This window comes from Sanguibacter sp. 25GB23B1 (assembly GCF_040012415.1).
Taxonomy (GTDB): Bacteria; Actinomycetota; Actinomycetes; order Actinomycetales; family Cellulomonadaceae; genus Sanguibacter.
In genome coordinates this window covers 20,726-39,176 of sequence record NZ_JBDYKL010000015.1, presented here as the reverse complement: position 1 = coordinate 39,176, position 18,451 = coordinate 20,726, and the positions used below count along the sequence as shown (strand labels likewise).

Below are 18,451 nucleotides of genomic sequence, written 5' to 3'. Positions count from 1 at the left end.
CCGGTGACCCGACGCCCCCAGCTGGGATCGGCACGTCAGACGCACCCGTGGTGGTTCCTCGCCCCCGCGTTCGCGGTCCTCGCGGTCTTCTTCCTCACGCCGACCGTCTACAGCTTCGTCTACGCGTTCACCGACTGGTCGAGCTTCAAGGCCGAGATCAGCATGGTCGGGCTCGACAACGTCCAGGCGCTGCTGTCCAACGGGACGCTCCTCACCTCGCTGCGGATCACGCTCGTCTACGCGCTGCTCGTCGCCGTGTTCCAGAACCTCTTCGGCCTCCTGCTCGCGCTGCTGCTCGAGAAGGACACGACCGTCAACCGCACGGCACGAGTGGTCTTCTTCATCCCCGTGGTCATGTCCGCCCTCGCGGTCGGCTACATCTTCCAGGCGCTGCTCAAGCCGGACGGCGCCCTCAACCAGGTGCTGTCCTTCGTCACCGGCCAGGACGTCTCGATCGCCTGGCTCGGGAGCACCACCTGGACCCTCGTGGTCGTCGCGCTCATCCACGCGTGGAAGTGGATGGGTCTGTCGATGCTCGTCTACCTCGCCGGGCTCAAGACCATCAACGAGGACGTCCTCGAGGCAGCCCGCCTCGACGGCACGAGCTCGTGGCAGATGTTCTGGAAGATCCGCTTCCCGCTCATGGGACCGGCCGTGACGTTCAACGTCGCGACCGCGCTCCTCGGGTCGATGAACGGCTTCGACATCGCCCAGGCCACCACCGGTGGTGGCCCCGCCCGGTCGACCGAGATCTTCAACATCTTCATCTTCCGCACGTTCGGACAGGGGCTGTACGCGCAGGCCACGACGATGAGCCTCGTGCTCTTCGTCGTCGTCGCGGCGCTCGCGTTCCCCGTCATCCGGATGCTGCGCCGTCGGGAGGAAGTCCTGTGAGCGCCCCGAAGACCCTCAGCGGGGGCCGGACCGGCCTCTGGTCACGGATCCAGCCCGTGGCCGTCGTCCTCATCACCGTCCTGACGATGGGCGTGCCGCTGTGGCTCGTCGTCGTGACCGCGGGCAAGAGCCAGGCCGAGGCCATCACCCCGACGATGTCGTTGCCGGGGGAGTGGCGTCTCGGCGAGAACCTCGCGGAGATCTGGACCGACGGCGACATCCCGGCCGGGTTCGCCGGCAGCCTTCTCGTCATGGTGCCGTCCGTGCTGCTCGTCCTCGTGCTCGGCTCGATGGCCGCGTGGATCCTCGCCCGCCGCACGGGCCGCCTCAACGCGGTCCTCTACGCGTGCGCGATCTCCGGGCTCATCCTCCCGCCCGCGGTCGTCACCCTCGTCCTGCTCCTGCGCCAGCTCGGGCTCGCCGGCACGACGATCGGCATGATCTGCGTCTACACGGGGATCTACCTGTCGACCGTGATCTTCTTCGTCACGGGGTTCGTCCGCACCATCCCCGTCGAGCTCGAGGAGGCGGCGCGGATGGACGGCGCGGGACCGGTCAAGGTCTTCGTCCGGATCATCCTGCCGCTGCTCGTCCCCGTGCTCTCGACGGCGACGATCCTCATCTGCCTCTACGTGTGGAACGACGTCTTCTACGCGTTCTTCGTGCTCGGCGGGACGCTCGACACGCTCCCGCTCAACCTGTTCACCGTCGCGAGCGCCGGCCTGTACCTCAACAACTGGCACCTGATCTTCGCGTACGTCATCCTCATGAGCCTCCCGCTGCTCGTGGTGTTCATGGTGTTCCAGCGCAAGATCATCTCGGGTGTCACGAGCGGTGCGGTCAAGTAGGAACCGTTACCGTGAACCATGCCCTTCCGCGTGCACGTCAGCTGGAGCCCTGAGCTCGTCGAGCACGACTTCGGCCTCGGGCACCCGATGGCGCCGCTCCGGCTGGACCTCACGGTCCGGCTCGCACAGGAGCTCGGGCTCCTCGCGCACGACGACGTGACGGTGGTGGGCAGCGGCATCGCCTCGGACGAGCTGCTCGCCACCGTGCACGAGCCGGAGTACGTCGCGGCCGTGCACGCCGCGTCGGACGACGACGTGGAGAACATCGGTCGCGGCCTCGGGACCGACGACAACCCGATCTTCCCGGGCATCCACGAGTCCGCCGCGCGCATCGTCTCCGGCACGGTCGACTCCGCGCTCGCCGTGTGGCGGGGCGAGGCGACCCACGCGGTGAACCTCGCCGGCGGCATGCACCACGCCATGGCGGGCGCCGCCTCGGGCTTCTGCATCTACAACGACGTCGCGGTCGCCATCCGTGCACTCCTCGACGCCGGCGTCGAGCGCGTCGCGTACGTCGACGTCGACGCCCACCACGGTGACGGCGTCGAGGCGGCCTTCTGGGACGATCCGCGGGTCCTCACGGTCTCCGTCCACCAGAGCGGAGCCTCGCTCTTCCCAGGGACGGGCCACGCGACCGACACCGGAGGACCGCACGCTCCCGGCTCGGCCGTCAACGTCGCGCTCCCGGCCCGCACGCAGGCCCCGGAGTGGTTGCGCGCCGTCGACGCGGTGCTCCCGGACGCCGTCCGTGCGTTCGAGCCCCAGGTCATCGTGTCGCAGCACGGCTGCGACGCGCACGGCAAGGACACGCTGAGCGACCTCGACGTCGCGGTGGACGCCCAGCGCCAGGTCGCCGAGTGGGTCCACGACCTCGCCCACGAGGTCGCCGACGGGCGGTGGATCGCCCTCGGCGGCGGTGGCTACGCCGTCGTCGACGTCGTGCCGATCGTCTGGTGCCACGTCCTCGCGATCGCCGAGCACCGGCCCGTCGGGCCGACGCAGCCCCTGCCTCCCGCCTGGCGAGCCCACGTCGAAGAGGTGCTCCACCACTGCGCGCCCGAGCTCATGTCCGACGACGCCGGCGCCGTGTCCTTCGTGCCGTGGGAGTCGGGCTTCGACCCGGACAGGGAGGTCGACCGCGCGGTGCGCGCCACGCGGCAGTCCGCGTTCCCGCTGCTCGGCGTCGACGTGAGCCGCGACGCCTGAGCGACACCCGGGTCGCGACCAGGGTGGTCGCCGTTCTCACCTGGTGCCACGTGCCCCACGAACCCCACGATGGGAATAGGGTGTGGGCCAGGACGTGCACTGCCCCTCCGGCGGTCTGCACCAGGACCACGAGAAGGACTCACCCATGACGTCGGACGCACCACGGATGCAGTTCCTCACGGTGGCCGAGGTCGCCGAGGTCATGCGCGTGTCGAAGATGACGGTGTACCGCCTCGTGCACTCCGGTGAGCTGCCGGCGGTCCGCGTGGGCAAGTCCTACCGTGTGCCGCAGGAGGCGCTGCAGGCCTACCTCGCCTCGTCCTACATCGACGGCGACCGCCTCTCGTCCTGAGCTCTCCGGTCCGTCCGCGTCGCGTCGACCCCCTCGGAGACGGTAGGCTCAGTCTCGGACTTTCCCAAGCGTGGGCGTCGTGCGCACGGTTCTCAGTCCTACGGCACGTCAGCGTAGGGATCCGAGCCGTCGCAGGGCGTGCTGCGCGAGCAGACCCGATCAACATTGCGAGGACCCATGGGCTCCGTCATCAAGAAGCGCCGCAAGCGTATGGCCAAGAAGAAGCACCGCAAGCTGCTTCGCAAGACGCGCCACCAGCGTCGTAACAAGAAGTAGGCACCACCTCGTCCGGGCCCGGTTTCGACCGGGCCCGAGTCGTGTCCGGGGTCAGGGCCACAGCGGGATATCCTCAGCGTGAGCATGTCACCGACCGGAAACGCGGAGGCTAGGAAGTGTCTACAACGATGCATGACGTCGCGCAGCTCGCGGGCGTCTCCATCAAGACCGTCTCGAACGTGGTGAACGGCTACCCGTACATCCGGGACACCACACGGGACCGCGTCCTTGCCGCGATCAAAGAGCTCGACTACCAGATGAACGTCTCGGCCCGGAACCTGCGCTCCGGACGCACCGGGATGATCTGCCTCGCAGTGCCGGAGCTGAGCCTCCCGTACTTCGCCGAGCTCGCCGACTCCGTCATCCGCGCCGCCGAGGACGTCGGCCTCACCGTCATCATCGAGCAGACCGGAGCCGACCGAGCCCGTGAGCTCGAGATCCTCTCCGGCAAGCGCAAGCACCTCACCGACGGGCTGATCTTCTCCCCGCTCGAGCTCGGGCCCGAGGACAAGCCCGCGTTCGACGTGAGCTTCCCGATGGTGCTCCTCGGCGAGCGGATCTTCGGCTCCTCCCACGACCACGTGACGATGCACAACGTCGAGGCCGCCCGGGCGGCGACCGCCCACCTCATCGGGCTCGGCCGACGCCGGATCGCCCTCATCGGTGCCCACGAGGGCGAACAGGTGGGCTCTGCACGGCTGCGCACCGAAGGCTACGTGCGCGCCCACGAGGACGCCGGGATGGAGATCGACCCGGCGCTCATCGGCGAGGCAGGCATGTGGCACCGCGCCAACGGCGCGGAGACGATGGACCGGATGCTCGACGCAGGCATCGAGATCGACGCCGTCTTCGCCCTCAACGACGCCCTCGCCCTCGGTGCCATGCACGCCCTGCACCAGCGCCGCATCGCCGTGCCCGAGCAGGTCGCGGTGATCGGCTTCGACGACATCGACGAGGCCCGCTACGCGGCACCCCCGCTCTCGTCCGTGTCTCCCGGACGGGAGGACATCGCGCGGACCGCCGTGCACCTCCTGCAGCAGCAGATCGAGGACCGCGGCACACCGCGCGCCCCCGTCGAGATCGTCGCGGACTACGAGATCGTCGTGCGCGAGTCGACGAGCGGCGTCAGCGCGTAGCGCCACGACGGCCGCGACCAGGGGCGATAGGCTCGTCGGCGTGCTGCTGACCGTGACCTCCACCGCCCCCGAGGCCACCGACCTCGGATTCCTCCTCCACAAGCACCCGGCGAAGGTGCAGGCGTTCGACCTGCCCGTCGGGACGGCGCACGTGTTCTACCCCGAGGCGACCGCCGAGCGGTGCACCGTCGCACTGCTCCTCGAGATCGACCCCGTCGCGCTCGTCCGAGGGCGCAGCGGGTCGGCGGGGCACAGCGGGTTCAGCCTCGCCCAGTACGTCAACGACCGCCCGTACGCGGCGTCGTCGATGCTCGCAGCCGCCCTCGGCAAGGTCTTCCGCACCGCGATCGCCGGACGGTGCACCGCCCGCCCCGAGCTCCCGGAGCAGTCCCTGCCCCTCGTCGTGGAGATCCCGGCACTCCCGTCCCGCGGCGGCCCGGAGCTCGTCGAGCGTCTCTTCCGGCCGCTCGGCTGGGACGTCGACGCCCGACCCGTGCCGCTCGACCCGACCGTCCCCGCGTGGGGCGACTCCCGGTACGTCGAGCTGCGGCTCTCCGGGACGCTGCGGCTCGCGGAGGCGCTGAGCCACCTCTACGTGCTGCTCCCGGTGCTCGACGCCGACAAGCACTACTGGGTGGGGCCCGACGAGATCGACAAGCTCCTCCGCGCGGGCGACGGCTGGCTCGCGGCCCACCCGGACCGGGAGCTCATCGCGCACCGCTACCTCGCCCAGCAGCGCGACCTCACGGCGACGGCGGTCGAGCGCCTGGAGGCGACCGACGTCCTCGAGGCCCTCGACGGCGGTGCGACGACCGACAGCGGCGAGGCGACCGACAGGACCGACCCGACCGACGCGACCGACGCGACCGACGCGACAGACGAGCCTGACGCGAGCCCCCTGCCCTCCGTACCGCTCGCCCGCCTGCGCGCGGACGCGGTCCTCGCCGAGCTGCGCGACGCGGGGGCGCGGACCGTCGTCGACCTCGGGTGCGGGGAGGGTGCGCTGCTGGCCCGGCTCCTCGAGGAACGGACGATCGACCGTGTGCTGGGCGTCGACGTCTCCCACCGTGCGCTCGAGACGGCCGCCAGCCGGCTCCACCTCGACACGATGCCCGAGCACCGGCGCGCACGCATCGAGCTGGCCCAGTCGTCGCTCACCTACTCCGACGCGCGGGTGGCGGGTTTCGACGCCGCGGTCCTCATGGAGGTGATCGAGCACGTCGACCCGCCTCGGCTCGCGGCTCTGGAGCGCGCGGTCCTCGGGCACGCCCGCCCGGGCGTCCTCGTCGTCACGACACCGAACGCGGAGCACAACGTGCGGTACGCCCGCCTCGTCCACGGGACCATGCGCCACACCGACCACCGCTTCGAGTGGACGCGTGCCGAGTTCGAGAAGTGGGCCTCGGACGCAGCGGCCCGCCACGGCTACGCGGTGCGCTTCGCGCCCGTCGGCGTCGTCGACCCCGAGGTCGGTCCGCCCACCCAGATGGCCGTGCTCACCCGCACGGCCCCCGAGGACGGGGTGTCCGCATGACCGAGATCTCCGTCCCCGACCTCTCCCTCGTGGTGCTCGTCGGAGCCTCGGGCTCCGGGAAGTCGACGTTCGCGGCGACGCACTTCGGCCGCTTCGAGACGATCTCGAGCGACTTCTGCCGCGGCCTCGTCTCGAACGACGAGAGCTCGCAGGAGGCGACTGCCGCCGCGTTCGAGGTGCTCGAGCACATCGTCGGCAAGCGACTCGACGCCGGTCTCCTCACGGTGGTCGACGCGACCAACGTGCAGCCCCACGCCCGCAAGAGCCTCGCCGAGCTCGCCCGCGCGCACGACGTCCTGCCGGTCGCCCTCGTCCTCGACCTGCCCGAGGACGTGTGCCTCGCCCGCAACGCCGAGCGCACCGACCGCTCCCTCCCGTCGCACGTCGTCCGGCGCCAGCGCGAGCAGCTGCGTCGCTCTCTGCGCGGCCTCGGTCGTGAGGGCTTCCGCGACGTGCACGTGCTGCGCGGCGCCGACGAGGTCGAGGCGGCGACGATCGTGCGCCGCCCGCTGCGCAGCGACCTGCGCACCGAGACCGGTCCCTTCGACGTCGTCGGTGACGTGCACGGCTGCCGGAGCGAGCTCGAGTCGCTGCTCGGCACGCTCGGGTACAGGATCGTCCGCGACGAGGCCGGTCGGCCGGTCGACGCCGTGCCGCCGGAGGGGCGCCGCGCAGTGTTCCTCGGCGACCTCGTCGACCGCGGCCCCGACTCTCCGGGCGTCCTGCGCCTCGTCATGGGCATGGTCGCCGCCGGTCACGCCCTCGCGGTCCCGGGGAACCACGAGAACAAGCTCGTCCGCGCGCTCGACGGCCGCACGGTCCAGGTCTCCCACGGTCTCGCGGAGACGCTCGCGCAGCTCGACGGGGAACCGGAGGAGTTCCGCCGCGAGGTCCGCACGTTCTGCGACGGTCTCGCGGCGCACCTCGTGCTCGACGAGGGGCGTCTCGTGGTGGCCCACGCCGGGCTCAAGGAGGCGTACCACGGCCGGGCGTCGGGCCGTGTGCGCAGCTTTGCGCTCTACGGGGAGACGACCGGCGAGACCGACGAGTTCGGCCTGCCCGTGCGCTACCCGTGGGCGGAGGACTACCGGGGGAGGGCGACGGTCCTCTACGGGCACACGCCGACGCCCGTGGCGCACTGGGTGAACAACACGATGTGCCTCGACACCGGTGCCGTCTTCGGGGGGCACCTCAGCGCGCTGCGCTACCCGGAGCGAGAGGTGGTCCAGGTCCCCGCAGAACGCGTCTGGTACGAGCCGGTGAAACCGTTCCCCGTCGCGGGCGACGGCACGGGCGTCGGTGCCGAGACCGGAGGCCGGCGCGACCCGGACCTCCTCGACGTCACGGACGTCCTCGGCAAGCGCGTCGTCGAGACGCGGGCCCACGGCCGCGTGACCGTCGCCGCGGAGAACGCGGCAGGCGCGCTCGAGGTCATGAGCCGCTTCGCGCTCGACCCGCGCTGGTTGCTCTACCTGCCGCCGACGATGAGCCCGTGCGCGACCTCGAGCCGCGACGGCATCCTCGAGCACCCCGCCGAGGCCTTCGCCCAGCTGCGCGCCGACGGCGTCGACCAGGTCGTGTGCGAGGAGAAGCACATGGGGTCCCGGGCCGTCGTGCTCGTCTGCCGGGACCAGGCCACCGCGACCGCGCGGTTCGCGATGCCCGAGGGCACGACCGGCGTGGTCCACACCCGCACCGGCCGGTCCTTCCTCGACGACGAGCGGACCGAGGAGCTCCTCACCCGGCTGCGGGCCGCGGCGGACGCTGCCGGGACGTGGACGACGACGGGTGCCGACGGCGCGGAGAGCGGCTGGCTCCTGCTCGACTGCGAGCTCATGCCGTGGTCCCTCAAGGCCGGCCCGCTCCTGCGCGAGCAGTACGCGAGCGTCGGTGCCGCGGCCCGGTCGGCGCTGCCCGCGGCCGTCCGCACGCTCGAGACCGCGGAGCGCGCGGGGCTGCCGGTCGGCGACCTCCTCGAGCGCACCCGGTCCCGAGCCGCCAACGCCGAGGGCTTCACCGCCGCCTACCGGCACTACGCGTGGGACGTCGACGGCCTCGAGGGCGTGCGCCTCGCCCCGTTCCAGGTCCTCGCGGCCGAGGGCTCGACCTTCCACGACCGTGACCACCTCTGGCACCTCGGCGTCATCGACGAGCTCGTTGCCTCGGACACCTCGGGGCTGCTGCAGACCACCCGCCGTCTCGTCGTCGACCTCACCGACGAGACCTCGGTCGCGTCGGGGACCGCATGGTGGGAAGAGCTCACGGGCGCCGGGGGAGAGGGCATGGTCGTCAAGCCCGTCGCCAACCTCGTGCGGGGTCGGCGCGGCCTCGTCCAGCCGGGCATCAAGGTGCGCGGCCGGGAGTACCTGCGCATCATCTACGGGCCCGACTACACCGAGCCCCAGCACCTCGAGCGGTTGCGCGAGCGCGGTCTCGGGCGCAAGCGGTCGCTCGCCCTGCGCGAGTACGCGCTCGGTCTCGAGGCCCTCGAGCGACTCCGTGACGGCGAGCCGCTGTGGCGCGTCCACGAGGCGGTCTTCGCCGTCCTGGCCCTCGAGTCGGAGCCCGTCGACCCGCGGCTGTGAGCGTGCGCGGGTCGCGTCGGCGCGGCTCCTCCGGTGTCAGATGCCAGCGCCGGACTCGGGGTCCGTCTCCGCCCGCATCCGCTGGAGCTCGGCGTTGACCACCCCGCCGGCGAGCACGACGATGCTGCTCAGCCACAGCCAGAGGATCGCGGCGAGCGCCGCTCCGAGGGTCTGGGCCGCGACGGAGACGGCCTCCCCGGGGCGTCCGAGCTCGGGTGCGGCAGGCCCCGCGATCGCGAGGTAGGTGCGCAGGGCGACGGCGACCCCGACGAGGGCGAGCATCCCGAGGACGGCGCCCGGGAGGCAGTCGCGCCATGTGTTCACGACGTTGGGTCCGTAGCGGTAGAGGACCACGAGGAACCCGAGGCCGACGAGCCCGACGACGGGCCACCGGACGAGCGTCCACAGGGTCTCGAAGGTCCGGTCCTGGCCGAGCCACTCGGCGACCTGGCGTCCGCCGCCGAGCAGCGGCCCGATGACGACCGTGGAGAGCAGCAGGGTGAGCGTGAGGAGCGCGCCGACGGACAGACCGAGACCGAGCGTCCACTGGGCGGCGAGGCTCCGCCGTTCGGGCACGCGGTAGGCGTCGTCGAGCGCGCGGATGGCGGCGCGGAACATGCGGCTGGCGAGCCACAGGGTGATGGCGAGGCTGCCGATCGCCAGCCCGGACCGCTCCTCGCGGAGGACCCCGGTGACGAGGGGCGCGAGGACGTCCTCGATGAGCTGTGCCTCGAAGACCCCGGCGAACGTGTCGACCAGGGCCAGCTCGAGGCGGATCACCTGCTCTTCGCCGAGGATGCGCTCGAGGAACCCGAGCGTCGCTCCGAGGGCGGTGAGGAGCGGCAGCAGCGAGATGATCGCGTAGTACGTCATCTCCGCGGCGAGGCCGGTGACCCGGACGTCGACGACGCGGCGCCAACCACGCATCGTCACGAGAGCGAGGTTGTAGCGGCCGAGGGTGAGCGGGTGGCGGGTCGCGAAGGCCTCGGCGCGGTCGAACACGGTCGTGTCCTGCGCTCTCCACGCGACCCATCGGTCCCACCAGCCGCGTGCGGCTCCCAGCATCATTGTCACGACCCTAGTCGCCGGCGTCCTGGTCGGCCCGCGCTCAGGCAGGCACTACGCCGCCGCGGGAGGGGTGAGCGGTGGGCTCGGCGAGGCGTCGTCGGCAGCCGGCTCCCGGGCGAGGAGCGGGTCGCCGAGGAAGTCACCGTCGCCGAAGAGCGCGTCGAGCCGACGGCCTGCGAGCCACGTGCCGAGGAAGATCGGCGCGGAGAAGCCGAGGAGCACCACGAGGACGGGCCACTGCCACGTGAGGACGACGAACGCGCCCACCGTGAGGACGATCGCGAGCGAGGTGCCGACGGACAGGAACGGGGCGACGAGCACGAAACGCCAGGTCGCGAGGGTCCCGTCGCGGAAGCGCAGGAGGACGGCGACGAGGAAGGCGAGCGCCACGGCGCACACGACGACGACGATGACGAAGGGCGCGAGCAGGAGGCTCGCGAAGCGCTCACCGGTCTCGGCAGCGGCGCGGAAGACCTGGAGGTCGAGGACGGCGAGCGCACCGAGCACCCAGAACGGCGCCCCGAGGAGGTTGCTCCGCCAGAAGTCCGTGCGGTAGCCGTCCCAGAAGTCGCGCAGGAGGTTCTCGGACGGGCGGCGTCGGCGCAGCGCCTCGAGGAGACGGGCGGCGGCGCGGGTGGCGGGGAACGCGCCGAGGACGACGAGCCCGCACACGGTGCCGACGACCCACAGGAGGTTCACGAGGACGAGCTGCGTGGCGTACCGGAGCGCGACCATGACGCGACCGGCCCAGCCGAGCTCGTCCATGCGTCCTCCTTCCTCGTTCGTCCGTGTCAGTCTGACGCAGGCCGGAGCGTCCCGGAGACTGCGGTCCCGCGGGTGCTGTATCCGGCGAACGACAGCGTCTCGCTGCCTGTCACCTGGTCGCGCGAGGCGAAGACGACGCCGTCGGCCACGCCGGTCACCGTGAGGTCGCCGTCCGGGGCGTCGACGGGACGGGAGACCGTCATCGGTCCGGCAGGCGTGGCCGCGGGGGAGTCTCCGAGGTCGAGGACGTCCCACGTCCCGGCGAGCAGGGGGTCCGCTCCGAGCGCGGTGCTCAGCGGCACCTCGAGCCCTTCCCCGGCGTACGGTTCGGGCGCGACGGCCGGCCATCCTGACCGCGTCCAGACGATCCGCCGCACCTGGGCGACATGCTCGCGCGGGTCGGCGGCGAAGCGCACGTGGTGGACGAGGAGGTCCACACCGGTCGAGCCGTCCGGGACGTGCAGCACGGAGCAGTGTCCCGGCGCGACCCAGGCCTCGCCGTCGCCGCGCTGGTGGCCGACGAGGACACGGGTCCCCACAGTGTCCGGCACGAGGTCGACGTCCGTCATGACCGTGCCGTCCCGGTCCCGGTACGGCCCGGTGATGTGGTCGGCCACGGCGACCCGCACGTTGTACGTCGAGAAGAGCGAGTCGTAGCTGACGAACAGGACGTACCTGTCGTCGCCCGGTGTGTCTCCCGGCCGACGGACGATGAACGCGCCCTCGATCGCCGCCTCGACGGAGTGCGCGCGACGCGCGATGCACGTGCCGAGGTCGCCGGGCGTGACCGGCAGGCCGGTCTCGCGGTCGAGCCGCAGGGTGTGGATCCCGGAGAAGAACGACCCGTACGTCAGCCACGGGTCGCCGTCCCCGTCCCACGTCACGGCCGCATCGATGGCGTTCTGCGACTGCTCGCCCGCCCGCGTGCGCACGACGAGCTCGCGCACGTCCCACGGACCGGTGAGGTCCTCGGCGACGGCCAGCCCGATCGCCGAGGTGCTGGAGCCGAAGGTCGACGCCGAGTAGTACATGTGGAACCGCGGCGAGCCGTCGGCGGTCGGCCAGCGGACGACCTCGGGGGCCCACAGGCCCTCGGCGCCGGTCCAGGCGGCCGCCTCGGCGGGGACGCACCCGAGGGCGGTCCCCGCCGGCGTCCACGTGACGAGGTCGGGTGACGTGCGGACGTGGACGCCCGCGTCCGGACGGCCGCCCGCGAGGGCGTCCGTCGAGAACATGACGAACGTGCCGTCGGGTGCTTGCACGACCGTCGGGTCGTGCGCGTGGCGGGCACCCGACGTGTCGGCCGGTACCGGTGCGGCGACCGCCACGGGTGCGACGTCCACAGGTCGGGCTGCGTCGTCGGTCGCGGTGCTCACGGGCTCAGCCCTTCGATCCGGTGAGGGCGATGGACTCGATGATCTGGCGCTGGAAGACGAGGAAGATCACGAGCACGGGGACGAGGGCGACGAACGACGCAGCCATGATGAGCGGGTAGTCCGTCTGGATCGCGTAGCGGGCGTTGAAGCTCGCGATGACGAGCTGGAGGGTCTGCTTCTCGGGGCTGTTCAGGTAGATGATGGGCGCGAGGTAGTCGTTCCACACGGCCATGAACCACAGGATGAACTGGGCGGCGATCGCCGGCCGGATGAGCGGGAGGATCATCTTCCCGAAGATCTGCAGGTACCCGGCTCCGTCGATCTTCGCGGCCTCGATCATCGAGTCCGGGATGTTCGACAGGTACTGGCGCAGGAAGAAGATCATGATGATGTTGCCGAAGAGCCCGGGGATGATGAGCGGGAGCAGGGTGTCGACCCAGCCCATCCGCGAGAACATCATGAACTGCGGGATCATGAGCGTCGGGAACGGGATCATGAGGCCCGCGAGGAGGGCCAGGAACACGGCGTTCTTGTAGGGCAGCCGCATCTTCGCGAAGGCGAAGGCCGCGAGGCTCGACGCGACGCTGCCGACGATCGTCACGGTCGAGGCGACGATGAGGCTGTTCTGGATACCGCTGAGCAGCGGGCCGGCGGTCCAGATCCGTGCGTAGGTGTCCCAGACGAAGGGGTCGGGGATCCACTGCGGTGGCAGCTGGAACACGCCCTCGCGCGTCTTGAGGGACGACGACAGCGTCCAGAGCAGCGGCGCGATCATGATGACGGCGCCGAGGCTCAGCACGATCGTCGTGATGACGTTGCCGATGCGGTACCGGGCCTTGGCGCCCATCGGCGTGGACTTCGTGCGCGTCCTGCCGGCGCCGAAGCCGGCGGGCAGCTTGCGCGCCCCCGCCTCGTCGACGGGGTCCGGGGAGGTGTTGATGAGAGTCATGGTGTGTCCGTTCCCTCGCTCAGTCGACCGAGAACGAGTTGCGGGCGTTGACCCGGAACTGGATGGCGGTGATGACGAACACGATCAGTCCGAGGACGATCGACATCGCCGATGCGTAACCCATCTGGAGGTTCTCGAAGGCCTTCTGCCAGATGTACCAGACGACCGACGCGGAGCTGAACTCCGGGCCACCGGTGGGCGTCATGATGTTGATCTCGATGAAGATCTGGGCGCCGCCGATGATGCTCGTGACGACGAGGAAGAACGTCACCGGTCGGACCATCGGGAGCGTGATGCTGCGGAACTGCTGGAAGGCGTTCGCGCCGTCGAGCGAGGCAGCCTCGTAGAGGGACCGCGGGACGGACTGGATGGCTGCCAGGTAGAGGAGCATCGAGTACCCGAGGCCCTTCCACACGGACATGATGATGAGGGCCGGCTTGACCGTGTCCTTGTCCATGAGCCAGTTGGGGCCGTCGATCCCGACGAGCCCCAGCGCCTGGTTCACGAGCCCGAAGTCCCCGTTGTAGGCCCACTGCCAGAGGATGGCGATCGCGGCGAGCGACGAGATCACGGGGATGTAGTAGATCGTGCGGAAGAACGTGGTACCGGCCATCTTGCGGTTGAGCGCGAGGGCGAGCACGAGAGACAGGATCAGCCCGATGGGGATGCCGATCATGAGGAAGAACGTGTTGAACAGGGCCTTGCGGAAGTACGGGTCGCCGGCCATCGTCACGTAGTTCTTGAGGCCGATGAACTGCGGGTCGGAGAGTCCGTTCCAGCTCGTCAGCGAGGCGTAGAACGAGTACCCGAGCGGGTAGAGCGTGAACACGAGGAAGCCGACGACGGGGATCGCGACGAAGGCGGCGGCGACGAGGTGCTCGCGCCGGTGGAGCCGGGGTCGCTTGGGTCGCGGTGGTGGCGGGGTGCTGGAGATCCCGGCCGGGTTCCTCGGGGCGCCCCCGGGAACGATCGTGGCCGCTGAGCTGGTCCCAGCGGGTGCGTCTGCGCGTGCGTGCGCCATCGCCTTCTCCCTCGAGTGCGTTCGTGCCGTGTGGTGTGCGGTGGGGTGGACCGGTGCGTCCGGTGTCTCGCGGACGCACCGGTCCGGGGCGGGCTAGTTGAGCGCCGCCGCCTGCTCGGCCTGCTCGTTGGCCGAGTCGAGGAACGCCTGCATCTTCGGCTGGGCCTCCTTGAGGTACGCCTCCGCGGTCACGTCTCCGTCGAGGACGGGCTGGATGTTCGTGAAGAGCTCGTCGTACCACTCGCCGTTGTACGTGTTGTTCGCGGGCAGCGGGCGGCCGTAGTCCTCGACGATCTGGAGGAACTCCTGCTTGTTCGCGGGCTGCGTGGTGGAGTCGTCGACCCAGGTCTGGGCCATGTCCTTGAGGTTGGGGACCTGGATGCCGGCGTCGACGAGGCTCTGCTGCGCGGTGGCGTCGGCGGCGAGGAACTCGACGAGCTTCGTGGCCTCCTCCGGGTACTCGGTCGTGTTGGAGACGGCGATACCGAGCGTGCCGGTCCAGGTCGCGGTCTCGCCGGTGGAGCCGACGGGGTAGGGGATGAGGTCCCACTCGAAGTCGAGCTTCTCGTAGGTGCTGATGTCCCAGGGGGCGACGGGGAAGAAGCCGATCTCGCCCTTCATCCAGCGCTGGTAGGTGTCGAGGGTCTGGGCCTCGGCGGGCGAGGGCGTGACCTTCTCGACGTTGGTGAGGTCGGCGAACCACTGGAGGGTCTCGGCGAACTCGGGGGTGTCGACGGTGACCTCGGTGCGGTCCTCGTTGAGCCAGTCGCCACCGTTGCTCCACACGAACGGCTGGAGGTTCCACTGGACGTTGAGGCCGGTGCCCCACTGGTCGACGGCTCCGTCGCCGTCCTTGTCGACGGTGAGCTGCTTGGAGATGGCGACGAACTCGTCGAAGGTCAGGGGGACGTCGGGGTCGGGCAGGGGGATCCCGGCGGCGTCGAACATCGTCTTGTTGTAGCCGAAGGAGAAGGGGCCGACGTCCTTGGGGAGCGCGTAGATGGCGCCCTGGCCCTGGAGCGTGCCGTCGTAGCGGTAGCTGTCGACGCCGTAGGCCCACACGTTGTCGAGGTCGATCGTCTCGGAGCCTTCGACGTACTCGGTGATGTCCTTGACGACGCCGTTGTTGACGTAGCCCTGGACGTCGCCGGGGGCGATGTAGAAGACGTCGGGGATCTGGCGGCCGGTGATGGCGGCCTTGAGCTTGGTGTTGTAGTCGTCCGCCGTGGTGACGATGATGTCGACCTCGACGTCGTTGGCGGTCTCGAAGGCTTGGACGGCCTTCTCGTACGCGGCCTTCTCGTCCTCGCCGCCACGGAACATGAACGTCAGCTTCTTCGAGCCGTCGTCGTTGCCTCCGCCGCCGGAGCAGCCGGCCACGAGCATGCTCGTCACAATGGTGGTTCCCGCTAGTGCGGTTGTCAGACGTGACTTCTTCATCACGGATCCTCTCGATTCCCACAGGGATGTGCGAGGTCCGACGCGTCCTTCGTGCCACTGCTGCCCGGCGCATCACCACGGAGTGCTGCGGGTCGGGGAGGAGCTCGTGGCGGTCTGGGTGACCGTCCACGCGGCATCAGGGTCGTCGTTGACCTCTCCGATTTCTACATCGTTGAAGATAAGGTCGCACACGCTCGGTGTCGCGGTCAAGGCGGCTGGGTAACGATTCTCCATCGGTGTAGATCGGCCTGGCCGAGTGTACGCAGAGAAGGGTTGACGACCGTCCGGCCGGTGCTGCATGATCCATCTACAACGATGTAGACATGCGGTTCCACGGCGGCACCGCGACCGAGTCCTAGGAGAACCATGCTTCCCGTCACCCTGACCCTCGACCCCGCGTTCGTCGTGGGCCCGGTCCGCCGCCGGACGTTCGGCTCGTTCGTCGAGCACCTCGGCCGGTGCGTCTACACGGGCATCCACGACCCTGAGCACGCGAGCGCCGACGAGAACGGCTTCCGCGGCGACGTCATGGACATGACCCGCGAGCTCGGCATCTCGACCGTGCGCTACCCCGGCGGCAACTTCGTGTCCGGCTATCGCTGGGAGGACGGCGTCGGCCCCAAGGACCAGCGCCCCACCCGCCTCGACCTCGCGTGGCACTCGAGCGACCCCAACCTCGTGGGCGTCGACGAGTTCATGGAATGGGCGCGCAAGACCGGTGTGGAGCCGATGATGGCCGTCAACCTCGGCACGCGGGGCATCCAGGAGGCGCTCGACCTCCTCGAGTACTGCAACGTCCCCGGCGGCACGCACTTCTCGGACCTCCGCCGAGCGAACGGCCACGAGGAGCCGTACCGCGTGACCATGTGGTGCCTGGGCAACGAGATGGACGGCCCGTGGCAGATCGGTCACAAGACGGCCGAGGAGTACGCGCGGCTCGCCACCGAGACGGCTCGTGCCATGCGGATGATCGACCCGACGATCGAGCTCGTCGTGTGCGGGTCGTCCTCCTCGGACATGCCGACCTTCGGCTCCTGGGAGGCGACCGTCCTCGAGGAGTCCTACGAGTTCGTCGACTACATCTCCGCCCACGCGTACTACTGGGAGGAGGAGGGCGACCTCGGTTCCTTCCTCGCGTCGGCCGTGGACATGGACCACTTCATCGAGTCCGTCACCGCGGCCGCCGACTACGTCCGCGCTGCCGGCAAGCACTCCAAGCGCATCAACATCTCGTTCGACGAGTGGAACGTCTGGTACCAGAAGCGCGCGGAGTCGAAGCCGCCGACGGGCGACGACTGGCCGGTCGCCCCCGTTCTCCTCGAGGACCGGTACAACGTCGCCGACGCCGTCGTCGTGGGGAACCTCCTCATCTCGCTGCTGCGCAACACCGACCGGGTGCACGCCGCGTCACTGGCCCAGCTGGTCAACGTCATCGCGCCGATCATGACGGAGCCGGGTGGGCGCAGCTGGCGCCAGACCACCTTCCACCCCTTCGCCCAGGCGTCGCAGCACGCCGTGGGTGACGTCCTCCAGGTGGGGATCAGCGCGCCGACGTACGAGACGGCACGCTTCGGCGAGGTCGCTGTCGCTGACGCTGTCGCGACGCGCGACCCAGAGACCGGTGCCGTGTCCCTCTTCGCCGTCAACCGCTCGCTCACCGAGCCGGTCACCCTGACGGTCGACGTCCGCGCGCTCGTCGGCTTCGCCGACGGTCCGCACGCGTCGCTCGAGGTCGTCGAGTCGACCAGCCTGTCGAACCCCGACCACACGTGGGCCGCGACCGCGGACGACGACACGTCGGTGCTGCCCGTGCTCAACGACACGGCGAAGGTCGTCGACGGTGTCCTCACCGTCGAGGTGCCGCCGGTGTCCTGGAACATGGTCCGGCTCGGCTGATGCGCCGGCTCGCAGCCGTGGCGCTCGTCGCGGCCCTCGGGCTCGCCGCCTGCTCCGGGTCCGACGACCCGGAGCAGACGGCCGGGCCGTCGGCGACGGTCGTCGACCTCTCTGGAGACCTCCGCACCCACGACCCGGCGCTCTACATCGAGGACGCCGGCACCTCCGACGAGTCCGACGACACCTGGTACGTCTTCTCCACCGGCGACGGGCGGGTGGGTCTCGGTGCGCCGCAGGTCCGCCGCTCGACCGACGGCGGAGCGACGTGGGAGCACGTCGGCGAGGTGTGGACGCCCGCGGACGAGCCGTACTGGACGCGGGAGGTCGTCGCCGGGGTGAGCAACTTCTGGGCCCCCGAGATCTACGAGCACGACGGCACGTACTACCTCTACTACTCGGCGTCGACCTTCGGCTCGAACACCTCGCTCATCGGCCTGTACACCAACCAGACGCTCGACCCCGAGGACCCGGCGTACCGGTGGGTCGACGAGGGCGAGGTGTGGCGGTCGGACGGGACCACGCCGTACAACGCGATCGACCCCGGCATCGTCGAGGACGCCGACGGGACGCCGTGGATGGCCTACGGCTCCTTCTGGGACGGGCTCTTCATGATCGAGCTCGAGTGGCCCACCGGAAAGCCGGTCGGCAGCACGCTCGACGCCCCCGCCGGGACGGCCGAGCCGGTCCACCTCGCCGACCGCGGCTTCGGCGACAACGCGATCGAGGCGCCGTACCTGCTGGAGCGTGACGGCTGGTACTACCTCTTCTTCTCGCGCGACTCCTGCTGCCAGGGCACCGACAGCACCTACAACATGGCCGTCGGTCGTTCGCGCGACGTGACCGGCCCCTATGTCGACGCGGACGGCGTGCCGCTCCTCGAGGACGGTGGACTGCCCCTCCTCGGGACGGACGGGACGATGATCGGCCCGGGCGGCCAGTCGGTCTCTCGTGACCACCTCGCGTTCCACTACTACGACGAGACCCTCGGCGGTGACTTCCAGCTCGGCATCCGCAGGCTCGCCTGGACGACCGACGGCTGGCCGGTCGCACAGACGGCCGAGGAACAGGCGCGGGCGGAGGGGGACGGCTGATGCCCGCGCCCGGG

The 18,451-nt window shown here is 70.4% G+C and carries 16 protein-coding genes; 10 read left to right on the top strand and 6 right to left on the bottom strand.

Going from position 1 to position 18,451, the window contains the following annotated elements:
- The first annotated feature begins 3 nt into the window (after positions 1-3).
- From ABKW26_RS10265 to ABKW26_RS10230, 8 genes are all read left to right on the top strand, one after another.
- A complete protein-coding gene (locus tag ABKW26_RS10265) occupies positions 4-894 on the top strand; it encodes a sugar ABC transporter permease (protein WP_348593350.1) in 891 nt (296 codons plus the stop codon).
- Positions 891-1,742, top strand: a complete 852-nt coding sequence (locus ABKW26_RS10260; RefSeq protein WP_348593349.1) for a carbohydrate ABC transporter permease — start codon at positions 891-893, stop codon at positions 1,740-1,742. Before ABKW26_RS10265 ends, ABKW26_RS10260 begins: the two co-directional genes overlap by 4 nt.
- 18 nt (positions 1,743-1,760) lie before the next feature.
- Entirely contained in the window at positions 1,761-2,948 is a 1,188-nt protein-coding gene (locus tag ABKW26_RS10255) for an acetoin utilization protein AcuC (RefSeq protein WP_348593347.1), read from the top strand.
- 145 nt (positions 2,949-3,093) lie between these two features.
- Positions 3,094-3,300, top strand: coding sequence for a helix-turn-helix domain-containing protein (locus ABKW26_RS10250; protein ID WP_348593345.1), 207 nt, complete (start codon positions 3,094-3,096; stop codon positions 3,298-3,300).
- 177 nt (positions 3,301-3,477) lie between these two features.
- Positions 3,478-3,576, top strand: a complete 99-nt coding sequence (locus ABKW26_RS10245; RefSeq protein ID WP_003792170.1) for an AURKAIP1/COX24 domain-containing protein — start codon at positions 3,478-3,480, stop codon at positions 3,574-3,576.
- 128 nt (positions 3,577-3,704) lie between these two features.
- On the top strand, positions 3,705-4,712 hold the full coding sequence (locus ABKW26_RS10240; RefSeq protein ID WP_348593322.1) for a LacI family DNA-binding transcriptional regulator: 1,008 nt from the start codon (positions 3,705-3,707) through the stop codon (positions 4,710-4,712).
- A gap of 40 nt (positions 4,713-4,752) precedes the next feature.
- On the top strand, positions 4,753-6,246 hold the full coding sequence (locus tag ABKW26_RS10235) for a 3' terminal RNA ribose 2'-O-methyltransferase Hen1 (RefSeq protein WP_348593320.1): 1,494 nt from the start codon (positions 4,753-4,755) through the stop codon (positions 6,244-6,246).
- Entirely contained in the window at positions 6,243-8,831 is a 2,589-nt protein-coding gene (locus ABKW26_RS10230) for a polynucleotide kinase-phosphatase (protein ID WP_348593317.1), read from the top strand. The genes ABKW26_RS10235 and ABKW26_RS10230 overlap by 4 nt, the downstream gene beginning before the upstream one ends.
- Before the next feature lie 36 nt (positions 8,832-8,867).
- Here ABKW26_RS10230 and ABKW26_RS10225 read toward each other — a convergent pair whose 3' ends face one another.
- The 6 genes from ABKW26_RS10225 to ABKW26_RS10200 form a co-directional block, all read right to left on the bottom strand.
- Positions 8,868-9,899 (bottom strand): YihY/virulence factor BrkB family protein, encoded by a 1,032-nt coding sequence (locus tag ABKW26_RS10225; RefSeq protein ID WP_348593316.1) that lies wholly within the window; start codon positions 9,897-9,899, stop codon positions 8,868-8,870.
- Between the two features lie 51 nt (positions 9,900-9,950).
- On the bottom strand, positions 9,951-10,664 hold the full coding sequence (locus tag ABKW26_RS10220) for a DUF624 domain-containing protein (RefSeq protein WP_348593315.1): 714 nt from the start codon (positions 10,662-10,664) through the stop codon (positions 9,951-9,953).
- 26 nt (positions 10,665-10,690) lie between these two features.
- Positions 10,691-12,040: an arabinan endo-1,5-alpha-L-arabinosidase gene (locus ABKW26_RS10215; RefSeq protein ID WP_348593313.1), complete on the bottom strand. Its 1,350-nt coding sequence runs from the start codon at positions 12,038-12,040 to the stop codon at positions 10,691-10,693.
- 4 nt (positions 12,041-12,044) lie between these two features.
- Entirely contained in the window at positions 12,045-12,989 is a 945-nt protein-coding gene (locus tag ABKW26_RS10210; RefSeq protein ID WP_348593311.1) for a carbohydrate ABC transporter permease, read from the bottom strand.
- A 19-nt stretch (positions 12,990-13,008) separates the two neighbouring features.
- The gene (locus ABKW26_RS10205; RefSeq protein WP_348593309.1) at positions 13,009-14,010 is read right to left on the bottom strand and encodes a sugar ABC transporter permease; all 1,002 of its coding nucleotides are present in this window, start codon (positions 14,008-14,010) and stop codon (positions 13,009-13,011) included.
- 93 nt (positions 14,011-14,103) lie between these two features.
- Positions 14,104-15,450 carry a sugar ABC transporter substrate-binding protein gene (locus ABKW26_RS10200; RefSeq protein WP_348593307.1) on the bottom strand — a complete coding sequence of 449 codons (1,347 nt, stop codon included), beginning with the start codon at positions 15,448-15,450 and terminating at the stop codon, positions 14,104-14,106.
- A 366-nt stretch (positions 15,451-15,816) separates the two neighbouring features.
- Between ABKW26_RS10200 and ABKW26_RS10195 the strand changes: the two genes are divergently transcribed.
- On the top strand, positions 15,817-17,346 hold the full coding sequence (locus tag ABKW26_RS10195; protein WP_348593305.1) for an alpha-N-arabinofuranosidase: 1,530 nt from the start codon (positions 15,817-15,819) through the stop codon (positions 17,344-17,346).
- Positions 17,346-18,437 (top strand): arabinan endo-1,5-alpha-L-arabinosidase, encoded by a 1,092-nt coding sequence (locus tag ABKW26_RS10190; RefSeq protein WP_348593303.1) that lies wholly within the window; start codon positions 17,346-17,348, stop codon positions 18,435-18,437. The genes ABKW26_RS10195 and ABKW26_RS10190 overlap by 1 nt, the downstream gene beginning before the upstream one ends.
- The last annotated feature ends 14 nt before the right edge of the window (positions 18,438-18,451 follow it).